This window comes from Acidimicrobiales bacterium (assembly GCA_035540975.1).
Classification (GTDB): Bacteria; Actinomycetota; Acidimicrobiia; order Acidimicrobiales.
Genome location: DATLFN010000131.1, coordinates 1 through 9,915, shown reverse-complemented (window position 1 = coordinate 9,915; position 9,915 = coordinate 1). Strand labels below are relative to the sequence as shown.

Sequence of the window (9,915 nt, the reverse complement as noted above, 5' to 3'; positions counted from 1 at the left end):
GTCGCCGCGCGGCGCGCCGCCCTCAACGCCGCAGTCGACGCTGACCTGATCGGTCGCTGGCCGGCCAGGAAGGTGGCGCTCCCGAGGGTGCGGCCCCCGGACCGGAAGTTGGTCGATCCGGCTGACCTGGTCCGGTTGGCCGACGCGGTGCCGCCCCGGTACAGGGCGCTCGTGCTCGTCGGGGGCGTCCTCGGCCTCCGATGGGGCGAGGCGATCGGCTTGCGGACTTGTGACATCGACTTCGTGCGGCGGACGGTGGCGGTGGCCCAGGTGGTCGAAGAGGTCAGCGGGCGCCTGCGAGTCCTTCCCGGGGAGGCGAAGACCGCGGGCAGCCTGCGCACCCTCGCCGCGCCGCCCTTCCTCCTCCACGAGCTGGCGAGCCATACAGAGGTGCACCGGGGCGACAAATCTCGGCGACCGCCAGGCGCTCCTCATCGTCGGCCCTCGCGGAAACATCCTCCGCCGTCGCTTCGCGGAGCGGACCTTCCGCCCGGCCCCGGAGCGGGCCGGCTGGACCCGTCCCTGACGTTCCACGGCCTGCGGCACGTCGTCATGAGCACGCTCGTCGACGAGAACGTCCACCCTCGGGTGATTCAGAGCCGGGCCGGGCACGCCTCGTCCAGGCTGACGATGGAGCTGTACGCGCACGTCACCACGACGCCGACCGCAGGGCCGCCGATGCCCTCGAGCACCGGTTCCGCTCGGCATGGCGCGCTCCGTACGGGCACGTAGCGGGCACGGACGGCCGGTAAGGAGGTCTCGACGGCGGGGAAACCGCAGGTCAGCGCGGTGGGGCGTATCGGTGACCGCAGCACTGATAATGCTGAGGTCAGTGGTTGGACTCCACTTAGCCCCACTACCGGAGACGGCGAATCGCAGGTCACGTTCGCTCGACCCGGAGGGGAACCGCCTCCGCCTTCGGCGGATCCTGCTTCCAGGTTTCGTATGCGCGCCCCGCCAAGTTCCTCTGGAGAGCTCCGGCGGCCGACGGTTCATTCGTGGGCGCGTTCGGCTGCCCCGACGATCGCAGTCACCGTCTTACGATCCAGGCCGGAGACCTCGGCGAGCTGGCGGAGCGAGGCGCCGGCTCGGTGTGCCACCCGGATCATGTCATCGCGGATGCGAAGTTCCTTAGCGGTCCTCTCTGCGCTCAGACCGACGACCGCCAGTGCGGCAGCGATCTCACCGTCCTCGCTACCCCGATACTTGCCGAGGGAGGCGACGGCAGCGGCGACCTCTGGTTCGCTGTAACTCATTGCTCCTCCCGAAGGGCGAGAGCGAGCTTGTCCCGGACGGCCATCAGCAGCGCAAATCGAGGTGAAATCTCGTGTCTCGCCTCGGCATCGTCGAGATGAGCCAGGGTCATGCCGAGCAACTCGAGTGCTTCGACCCGCTCGAGCTGTACGGTGACCATCGGTCCAATGGTAGCCGGCAGTGGTCCCGAGTGGACCATCGCAGCACATTGGTTGGATTCCACGTAGCCCCGCCGGCGCCGGCGGACAAGCGGGCGCCCTGGGCGCCCTCTGTGCTATTCCTTGGTTTCCCGGTGTCCGTTTTCGGACAATGACCAAGGAGTGCAGATGAGCCACACGCCTACGGAGTTGGGGAAGGTCGTCGGTCGTTGCCACAAGTGCGACCGGCCGGTGCGCACCGGCGGCGTCGAGGGCCGGCTGGGCTGCGAGGGCTGCCTCCTGCCCACCGACAACTGCACCTGCGACCGTACGGGGTGACCGCCGGGCCGGGGACGAAGGGGATCTTCGGCATGTAGGTGCAGAAATCAGTTATTGCACGTCGTTCCCCTGTCGCGGAGTATCCCAGCGTCCCCCCTCGAGGCCGGTCCCGCCGGGCTCCGGGTGTCTCCGAGCGACAGGGAGCGCCAAATGGCCAGCAACGACAACGATTCTGAGGTCATGGAACGTCCGAGCCGCGGCCGTCGCCGGCAGTCGTCGGCGCCCTCCGGCGGCAAGCCCTCCATGATGCAGATGCTCTGGGCCGACCTGCGGAAGCGCCCGGTCCCGTCCGACCCGAGCGACGACGAGCTCGCCTACCTCGAGGAGGAGGAGCGCCTTCGCCAGGAGGCCGACCAGGTGCTGGCGAAGGCGCACACGCTCGACGACTCCAAGGTCGAGCAGATGCGACGGCGCTACGGCGTCAGCTAGCCGGGCCCAGTTCACAGGAGGAAACAGATCATGGCGACGCCGTTGTTTTTGGCGTGCAAGTCGTGTGGGCGTCAGTTCTTTTCGGGGGTCGACCTGCCACCGCCCGAGGCGCGAACCCATGAGTGCTCCTGGTGCCATGCGGCTCCGCAGTACGAGCTGAACGACTACACCGCTGGACACGTCGAGCTGTAGTCCCCTGCGGCGACTCGTCGCCGTCGCAGCGGGCTCCCCGGGAGGAGGAGCCGGGACCCCCCGATGGCCACTTCGGGCTATGGCACGAGGGGGGTGAATGCCGTACCGTCGCGGAGAAGTGTCCACCCTGATCTGCGACGACGACCCCCGGCTCCGCCTCCTCTACCGCCAGGAGTTCGAGTGGGCGGGCGTCGAGGTCGTGGAGGCCTCGGACGGGGACCAGTGCATCGAGGTGGCCCTTCGCGAGCGACCCGAGCTCATCGTCCTCGACCTGGCCATGCCCAAGCGCAGCGGCCTGTCCGCTCTACCCGAGCTGCGCCGCAACTTCCCGGACACGCCCGTGCTCGTCGTCACCCAGCACGCCGCCGTCGAGGTGCTGAGCCGGAGCCGGGAGCTGGGCGCCACCGCCTGCTACAGCAAGCCGGGGTTCCTGGCCCGGATCCCCGAGGTCGTCGAGCGCTATTGCCAGCCGGGCGACGCGGTCGGCGACGCGGCAGCCGAGAAGGTAACCTCGACCCTGCTCGACGACGCCGCCGCCTCCTGAGCGGCGGGGCGTCGCCGCCCGCCGTCCCATGGTCAAGACGCTGCGTCGCACCCTCCTCGCCCTCTGTGGCGCCGGCCTGGTGGCCGGTGTGGTGCGTCTGCGCGACACCGGCAAGCCCAAGGCCGACGCCGGCGGCTGGCGCGAGCTCTCGGGACCGGACCTGCGATAGTGGCCCGATGAGGGCCGTGGTGCTGGGAACGGGCGCCGTCGGCGCCCGGGCCGCCCGCCAGCTGCTGGGCGCCCCGGGGCTCGACGACCTGCGCCTGGTCGACCCCGACGACGGGCACGTCGCCGCCCTGGCGTCGTCGCTGGGGCCGCCCGCCTCGGTGGCGACGTGGGATCCGTCTACCCTCGCCGCCGGTGACGTGGTGGTCCTGTCGATGCCCGGACCGCACGCCGGCCTGGCCCGGGCCGCCATCGAGCGGGGGGCGTCGGTGGTGTCGACGGCCGACTCCATCGCCGACGTGCGGGCCCTGCTCGCCCTCGACGACGACGCCCGCCGGGCCGGTGCCACCGTGGCGGTGGGTGCCGGGTTCGCCCCCGGGTACACCTGCGTGCTGGCCCGCCACGCGGCCGCCGGGTTCGACTCGGTGGACGAGGTGCACGTGGCCAAGGCGGGCACAGGGGGCCCGGCGTGCGCCCGCCAGCACCACGCCACGCTCACCGAGGAGGCGGTCGACTGGCGGGACGGGTCGTGGGCGCAGCGCCGCGGCGGCTCGGGGCGCGAGCTGTGCTGGTTCCCCGACCCCCTGGGCGCCCTGGACTGCTACCGGGCCGGCCTCCCCGACGCTCTCGTGCTCGTCCCCGCCTTCCCGGGTGTCGCGCGGGTGACGGCGCGGGTGGCGGCGTCGCGCCGCGACCGGCTCACCGCTCGGTTGCCGATGCTGCGCCAGCCCCATCCCGAGGGCCTGCTCGGTGCGGCCCGCGTCGAGGTGCGGGGCCGGCGGGGCGCGGTGACCGACGTGCGCGTGCTGGGCGCCCTCGACCGCCCGGCCATCGCCGCCGGCGCCGTCGCCGCCCTTACCGCCATGTGGGCGCTGGACGGGCTGCTGGCCCGGACCGGCGCGGCGGGGCTGGCCGAACTGATCACCGAGCCGGTGCCGTTCCTCCAGGACCTGGCCCGCCGGGGCGTGCGGGCGGCGGCGTTCGAGGGCACGGCCCCGTCGGCCGAGGCGGTGCGGCCCGGCCGCTGAACCCGGGGCGACGGATGCGACGGCCGCCGGGGAGATCAGGCGAGCGGGTCCTCCTCGTCCCACTCCTCGGCCGGGGCGTCGGCGTCGAGCTCGCCGTCGTCCTCCGGGGGGTCGGTGCCCGGCGGGACGTCGGTGGGGCCGGCGTCACCGATGATGTTCGGGTCCTCGGTGCCGACGCCCATGTCGCGCATCCGGTCGAGCAGGCCCTCGTGCTCCTCGTCGTCCATGGCCGCGACCGTACCGGGTCGGCGGACCCGACGATCCGGGCGGCGTCCCGATCAGGGGTCGCCGGCCCCGTAGCGCCGCTCGAGGTCGTAGTGGTGGTCGAGGTCGACCAGCGGGTTGAAGTCGTCGAAGGCGAGCACCAGGTCGGAGTCGTCCCGCAGGGTGCCCTTCTGGGCGAGGACGCGGAAGGCCTCGGTCATCTGGCGGGCGGCGGCCAGCAGCCCGGTGAGCGGCGAGACGATGAGGTCGAAGCCCAGATCGTGCAGCTCGGCCGGTGTGCGCAGCGGCGTGCGGCCGCCCTCGATCATGTTGGCGACCCGGACGCAGCCCGGCGTGGCCTCGGCGATGGCCTGCATCTCCTCGGGGGACTCGGGTGCCTCCACGAAGACGGCGTCCACACCGAGGTCGGCGGCCATGCGGGCCCGCTCGCACGCCTCCTCCAGGCTGACGGCCGCCCGGGCGTCGGTGCGGGCGGTGACGAACAGGCGCTCACGGGCGTCGAGGGCGGCCCGCAGCTTGGCCAGCCACTCCTTTCGGGGCACCACCTTCTTGCCCGCCATGTGCCCGCACTTCTTGGGCCAGACCTGGTCCTCAAGGAAGATCCCGGCGCCCCCGGCCGCCTCGTACAGCTCGACGGTGCGGATGGTGTTCAGCGGGTTGCCGTAGCCGGTGTCGCCGTCGACCACCACCATGGCGCCGGGGACGGCCCGGCACACCCGGCGGGCGACCTCGGCCATCTCGGTCTGGGTGACGTAGCCGAAGTCGGGCAGGCCGAGCAGGGTGGCCGCCGTGCAGTACCCCGACAGGAAGAGCGCCTCGAAGCCGGCGTTGACGGCCAGGCGGGCCGACAGGGCGTCGAAGCAGCCGGCGAGGACCACCGTGTCGCCGCCCGCCAGCTTCTGCCGGAGCCCGTCGCCGTCCATGCCGGGAGACTACGGCTCGGTTGTTGCGCCGCGCCGGGCGCCGGGCGAGGGTGGGGTGGTGCGGCGGACGGTCGAGGGGTTCCACCGGGACGGTGCCGGCGAGTGGGTCGCCGAGCTGTCCTGCCTGCACGGCCAGCACGTCCGTCACCGCCCGCCGTTCCAGGAGCGCCCGTGGGTCCTCTCGCGCGCGGGACGGGCCGAGCGGGTCGGTGGCGAGCTCGACTGCCCGCGGTGCGACCGGGCCGAGCTTCCCGAGGGGCTCACCGTCGTGCGGACGGCCGGCCCGTTCGACGACGCCACCCTGCCTGACGGGCTGCGACGCGCCCACCGGGTGGCCGAGGGCACCTGGGGCCGGCTCCGGGTGAGCCACGGATCGGTCCGGTTCTCGCTGGAGATGTCGCCGCCCGTCGAGCGCCTGGCGGGCAGCGGCGACGAACAGCCCATCCCGCCGGGCGTGCCGCACGCCTTGTCGGTCGGCGGCCCGGTCGTGCTGGCGATCGACTTCCTGGTCCGCCCGTAAGCGACGCTTGCGTCTGCCCGCCGATCCGCCGGCCCCCGTGTACGATTCGCCCGGGTTCGAGCAGCGGGCCTTCCCCCGGGGGCTCGAAGGTGCCGGCGGCGAGCGGGATGTCGGCGGCGCAGCGGAGGTGGCGCTGTGTGCATGGCACGGTTCGTCGTCGCTCTCGTTGCCGTCGTGGTCGTGGCCGGCTGTGCCGACGAGCGCCCGATCCGACCCTCGGATATCTCGTTGGCCGACGGGTTCCGGATCGAGGCGCTCGTGGAGGAGCTGAACGCCCCGACCATGGTGGCGTTCGACGACCAGGGGCGGATGCTGATCGCCGAGTCGGGCTACCACGGCGGGGGCGAGTCGCGCGTCAGCCGTCTCGAGCCCGACGGCTCGCTGACGGTGCTCGCCGGGGGCGACGCCTTCGGCGACGAGGTGCCGGTGACGTCGGTCGGGTTCCACGAGGGCACGGTGTACGTGGCCCACGCCGGCACCCTCTCGGCCGTCGAGCCGGGCGGGCGGCTGCGCACGGTGGTCGGCGGTCTTCCCGGCCAGGGCGACCACCAGGCGAACCAGATGGTCTTCAGGGACGGCTTCATCTACTTCTCCGTCGGCACCGTGACGAACTCGGGCGTGGTCGGCCCGGACAACGCCGTGTTCGGCTGGCTGGGCGTGGAGGCGCGCCGCCAGCTGCACGAGGTCCCGTGCGCCGACGTCGTCCTCACCGACGCCGTGTTCGACTCCGAGAACCCGCTCGGCAACGACCCCGAGCGGGAGCAGACGACCGCCTACTCGCCCTACGGCACCGTCCGCCCGGCCGGCTCGGTCGTGCCCGGCAACCCCAAGTGCAACGGCTCGGTCCTGCGGGTACGGCCGGACGGCTCGGGCCTCGAGGTGGTGGCGTGGGGCCTGCGCAACCCCTACGGGCTGGAGCTCGGGCCCGACGGCGGGCTGTACGCCACCATGCACGGCTTCGACGCCCGGGGCTCGCGACCCATCGAGGACGCCTGGGACTGCGTCTACCGGATCGAGCAGGGCGCCTGGTACGGCTGGCCCGACTTCGCCTGCGACGTCCCCGTCACCGACGCCCGCTTCGAGCCCAAGAACAAGCCGCAGCCCGGGTTCCTCATCGCCAACCACCCGACGGAGACGCCGCCCACGCCGATCGCCAAGTTCAACCCCCACGCTGCCACCAACGGCTTCGCCTTCTCGCCGGGGGAGCCATGGGGGAGCCCGACCACGGCCTACGTCGCCCTGTTCGGCGACTTCACCCCTGCCACCGGCGTCGTGGACCGCCCCCAGGGCGTCAAGGTCGTGAAGCTCGACACGGTGACCGGTGAGACGACGACGTTCATGGAGAACAAGACGGAGGGCCAGGCGTCGCGCCACAGCGGCGGCGGCCTCGAGCACCCGTCCGACGTCACCTTCGGCCCCGACGGCGCCATGTACGTCACCGACTGGAGCATCGCCCGGGTCAGCGAGCGGGGCCTGGTCCTCGAACCCAGCACCGGCGTGGTGTGGAAGGTCGTCCCCGGCAAGCCCGAGGGGGCGTTCCCGGGCGGCATCTCGCTGCTGTTCGCCATCGCCGGCACGCTGGCGCTGGCCGCCGCCACGTTCGTGGCCGCCGTGGGAAGGCAGCGCACCCGGCGCCCGGTGGCCGGCCTGGTCGCCGGCGCCCTGGCCGGGCTGGTGATGGGTGGGTTCACCATGGTGGTGGGCGCCCCCGCCCTCGACCTCCCGTGGCACGCCCCGCCGCGGGTGCTCGCCACCCTCGTCATGGGCCGCTCGGCGGTGGAGAACATTCTGGACTTCGACCTGCTGCCGACCGCCGTGGGCGCCGTCGTGCTGCTCGCCGTCACTGCGCTGGGCGGCCTCGCCTTCGCCTTCCTCCTGCGGGCGTCGTCACGGCTGCGGGTCCTCGTGGCCGGCGTGCTGTTCGGGCTCACGGTGTGGGCGCTGCTCCAGTACTTCGGCTTCCCGCTCGTTCAGCCGCTCGTCACCGAAAAGGGCTTCCCGCCCCAGTGGTATGCGGCGTCGTTCGCCGTCTACGGCCTGGTCCTCGGCGCGCTGGTCGCCGCCGGCGGCGAGCGGGAGACCGGTGGCGACGGCGGTGGCGGTGGCGCGCCGTCCCCGGCGCCGGCGCCGGCGCCGAGCGCCGGTGACCGGACCGTTCGGGACGCCGAGCGAGAGCGGATGGAGGAGTGGCGGCGACGCCGAGCCGGCGGTTAGCCGGGCCCCGACCGGCGCCATCGGGTACTTGACGGCGTGCCGCGCCGTCGGGGCGGCGCACCGCCTGGCGCCGGCGACATCCGAACAGCCGCCGTCGACCACTACGACGGCGCCGCTACCAGCACGAAAGGTGAGGTCGGCGAACAGGAGCTTCGGCCAGATCGAGCCGCCGCCGCCATCCGCTGCGGCCGCCTCGGTCGCCCGGTGGCGCTGCGGTCGGAGGAAGGGTCGCCGGCGGCAGGGTGGTCGACGGCAGGGTGGTCGGTGGCTCTGGGTGCCCCTCGCGGTGGTGCGCAACGCCGCGGGCGCTGTCGCGATGGTCACGGCCGTGGCCGCCAGCCAGCACCACGGAACTGACGGCGAGCCGGAGCCGCCGTCGTCACCTCCCGGCGGCGTCGCCCGCAGCGGCGGACGGCTCGGGAGCAAACGCGGAGGGAGCGGTGGAGCCGCTTGCGTACGATGGGGGACGGTCCAGATCGGAAGGTCTCGGGGACGTAGCTCAGCTGGCTAGAGCACCTGCTTTGCAAGACTGTGCTCTACCCGCCGGACGGGCCTCGTGACCTGCGGAAACGCCTCAGTCCCCCGGCCGGACAGGTGGTTTTCCCCCGGAGTTCCCCCGGATGGTCAAACCGCAGATGAGCGGTTCCGTCGCCAGGAGTGGATGGAGTTGTCGCTGCGGCAGCCGTTCCACGTGCGCCCCGCGAGGTCCTCGAGTTCGACTGCGGGGTGTCCGCCTACGAGCCGGCCACCCCGGGCGGCTACTGGCGCCTGCGCTGGGTGGAGGCGTCTCGGCGCCGGGACACCACGGCCAAGACCCGCGAGGAGGCCATCGCCAAGGCGGCCGAGCTGGTGGAGCGCCTGGCCGCCGGCACGCCGACCAAGCTGGCCTCGGCCAAGGGCTCGGTCCTCATCGCCCGCTACCTCGACCCGTCCCGCCGCCCGGCCCGGGGACGGGCGTGGTCGGAGCGCCACCGAGAGGAGCAGGTGGCCTACTGCGCCCGCTTCGTCACCCCCGTCATCGCGGAGGTGGCCGTGCGCAACCTGACCCGGGCCCATCTCCAGGCCGTGGTGGACCGGGCCCCCACCGCCTCGGTGGCCGCCCACCTGCGCCGTTGCCTGTCGGCCCTGGTGGCCGTCGGCCTCGACGAGGGCCTCCTGCTGGTGCGCCAGGACGTGCTGCGGGGCGTGCGCTGGCACCCGCCGGCCGAGGCCGACGAGGCCGAGTTGGAGCGGGGCCGGGCGGTGGAGGAGGCCGACATCCCCACCGCGGCCGCCGTCCACGACCTGGCCCGGGCGGCGGGCGAGCGCAGCGGCGTGTGGTGGCGGGAGCTGGAGATCCTCCTGGTCGCCTACTCGGGCCTGCGCTGGGGCGAGCACGCTGCCCTCACCGCCGATCGCGTCGATCCCGTCCGACGTCGCATCGTGGTCGACCGCCAGGTGGTCGAGACCCGCCACGCGCTCAAGCTCGGGCCGCCCAAGAGCCGCCGACGGCGCACCACCATGTACCCGGCCCGCACCCCGGCCGGCGTCGACCTGGCCGCCCTGGTGCGGCGCCGCCTGGCCGAGCTCGGCCCCGACGCCGTGGTGTTCCCCTCACCTCGTGGCCACTGGGCCCGGCGCTCCAACTACCGCCGCAACGTCTTCGACCCGGCGGCCCGGGGGGCGGGATGGCCCAAGCGGCCCGACGGGCGCTGGCAGTGGACCTTCCACAGCCTGCGCCACGTGTTCGCCACCTGGGCGCTGTCCCAGCCCGGAGCGCGCATCGAGGACGTGTCCCGTCTGCTCGGCCACTCCACCGTGCGGGTCACCCAGGACCTCTACATCGCCCCCGACGCCGACCTCTACGACCGGTTCTTCGTCGCCACGGCGTGAGCGATTCGCGTAGTCCGTTTCTGAGGCCGGGCATCAGAAGTGGCGACCGATAGGGGTACGGGGCGTTCTCAAG

General features: G+C 73.2%; 12 protein-coding genes and 1 tRNA gene. 9 read left to right on the top strand and 4 right to left on the bottom strand.

Going from position 1 to position 9,915, the window contains the following annotated elements:
* Nucleotides 1-791 precede the first annotated feature (791 nt).
* Nucleotides 792-856: transfer RNA gene (locus tag VM242_13040), tRNA-OTHER, on the top strand.
* 136 nt (nucleotides 857-992) lie between these two features.
* Here the strand turns inward: VM242_13040 and VM242_13035 are convergent.
* Nucleotides 993-1,256, bottom strand: a complete 264-nt coding sequence (locus VM242_13035; protein HVM06088.1) for a hypothetical protein — start codon at nucleotides 1,254-1,256, stop codon at nucleotides 993-995.
* Nucleotides 1,253-1,414 (bottom strand): hypothetical protein, encoded by a 162-nt coding sequence (locus VM242_13030; GenBank protein HVM06087.1) that lies wholly within the window; start codon nucleotides 1,412-1,414, stop codon nucleotides 1,253-1,255. Before VM242_13030 ends, VM242_13035 begins: the two co-directional genes overlap by 4 nt.
* 166 nt (nucleotides 1,415-1,580) lie before the next feature.
* On the opposite strand from VM242_13030, the gene VM242_13025 reads away from it, so the two are divergent.
* From VM242_13025 to VM242_13005, 5 genes are all read left to right on the top strand, one after another.
* Entirely contained in the window at nucleotides 1,581-1,730 is a 150-nt protein-coding gene (locus tag VM242_13025) for a hypothetical protein (protein ID HVM06086.1), read from the top strand.
* A gap of 180 nt (nucleotides 1,731-1,910) precedes the next feature.
* Nucleotides 1,911-2,159 (top strand): hypothetical protein, encoded by a 249-nt coding sequence (locus VM242_13020; GenBank protein HVM06085.1) that lies wholly within the window; start codon nucleotides 1,911-1,913, stop codon nucleotides 2,157-2,159.
* A 310-nt stretch (nucleotides 2,160-2,469) separates the two neighbouring features.
* Complete coding sequence (locus VM242_13015) at nucleotides 2,470-2,895, top strand: response regulator (GenBank protein ID HVM06084.1); 426 nt, start codon at nucleotides 2,470-2,472, stop codon at nucleotides 2,893-2,895.
* Between the two features lie 28 nt (nucleotides 2,896-2,923).
* The gene (locus VM242_13010; protein ID HVM06083.1) at nucleotides 2,924-3,064 is read left to right on the top strand and encodes a hypothetical protein; all 141 of its coding nucleotides are present in this window, start codon (nucleotides 2,924-2,926) and stop codon (nucleotides 3,062-3,064) included.
* A gap of 7 nt (nucleotides 3,065-3,071) precedes the next feature.
* On the top strand, nucleotides 3,072-4,088 hold the full coding sequence (locus VM242_13005) for a hypothetical protein (protein HVM06082.1): 1,017 nt from the start codon (nucleotides 3,072-3,074) through the stop codon (nucleotides 4,086-4,088).
* A 35-nt stretch (nucleotides 4,089-4,123) separates the two neighbouring features.
* Here VM242_13005 and VM242_13000 read toward each other — a convergent pair whose 3' ends face one another.
* Together VM242_13000 and VM242_12995 are read right to left on the bottom strand one after the other, a co-directional pair.
* The gene (locus tag VM242_13000) at nucleotides 4,124-4,315 is read right to left on the bottom strand and encodes a hypothetical protein (protein HVM06081.1); all 192 of its coding nucleotides are present in this window, start codon (nucleotides 4,313-4,315) and stop codon (nucleotides 4,124-4,126) included.
* Between the two features lie 51 nt (nucleotides 4,316-4,366).
* The gene (locus tag VM242_12995; GenBank protein HVM06080.1) at nucleotides 4,367-5,236 is read right to left on the bottom strand and encodes an isocitrate lyase/PEP mutase family protein; all 870 of its coding nucleotides are present in this window, start codon (nucleotides 5,234-5,236) and stop codon (nucleotides 4,367-4,369) included.
* 58 nt (nucleotides 5,237-5,294) lie between these two features.
* Between VM242_12995 and VM242_12990 the strand changes: the two genes are divergently transcribed.
* From VM242_12990 to VM242_12980, 3 genes are all read left to right on the top strand, one after another.
* Nucleotides 5,295-5,756 carry a DUF3565 domain-containing protein gene (locus VM242_12990; GenBank protein HVM06079.1) on the top strand — a complete coding sequence of 154 codons (462 nt, stop codon included), beginning with the start codon at nucleotides 5,295-5,297 and terminating at the stop codon, nucleotides 5,754-5,756.
* Between the two features lie 141 nt (nucleotides 5,757-5,897).
* The gene (locus VM242_12985; GenBank protein HVM06078.1) at nucleotides 5,898-7,970 is read left to right on the top strand and encodes a PQQ-dependent sugar dehydrogenase; all 2,073 of its coding nucleotides are present in this window, start codon (nucleotides 5,898-5,900) and stop codon (nucleotides 7,968-7,970) included.
* Between the two features lie 726 nt (nucleotides 7,971-8,696).
* Nucleotides 8,697-9,842 (top strand): tyrosine-type recombinase/integrase, encoded by a 1,146-nt coding sequence (locus VM242_12980; protein HVM06077.1) that lies wholly within the window; start codon nucleotides 8,697-8,699, stop codon nucleotides 9,840-9,842.
* Nucleotides 9,843-9,915: the final 73 nt, after the last annotated feature.

Excerpts from the sequence above, each read along its gene's own strand:
- VM242_12985 (HVM06078.1), top strand. The coding sequence starts at position 5,898 with ATGGCACGGTTCGTCGTCGCTCTCGTTGCCGTCGTGGTCGTGGCCGGC.
- VM242_13025 (HVM06086.1), top strand. The coding sequence starts at position 1,581 with ATGAGCCACACGCCTACGGAGTTGGGGAAGGTCGTCGGTCGTTGCCAC.
- VM242_13020 (HVM06085.1), top strand. The coding sequence starts at position 1,911 with ATGGAACGTCCGAGCCGCGGCCGTCGCCGGCAGTCGTCGGCGCCCTCC.
- VM242_13035 (HVM06088.1), bottom strand. The coding sequence starts at position 1,256 with ATGAGTTACAGCGAACCAGAGGTCGCCGCTGCCGTCGCCTCCCTCGGC.
- VM242_13030 (HVM06087.1), bottom strand. The coding sequence starts at position 1,414 with ATGGTCACCGTACAGCTCGAGCGGGTCGAAGCACTCGAGTTGCTCGGC.
- VM242_13000 (HVM06081.1), bottom strand. The coding sequence starts at position 4,315 with ATGGACGACGAGGAGCACGAGGGCCTGCTCGACCGGATGCGCGACATG.
- VM242_12995 (HVM06080.1), bottom strand. The coding sequence starts at position 5,236 with ATGGACGGCGACGGGCTCCGGCAGAAGCTGGCGGGCGGCGACACGGTG.
- VM242_13010 (HVM06083.1), top strand. The coding sequence starts at position 2,924 with ATGGTCAAGACGCTGCGTCGCACCCTCCTCGCCCTCTGTGGCGCCGGC.
- VM242_13005 (HVM06082.1), top strand. The coding sequence starts at position 3,072 with ATGAGGGCCGTGGTGCTGGGAACGGGCGCCGTCGGCGCCCGGGCCGCC.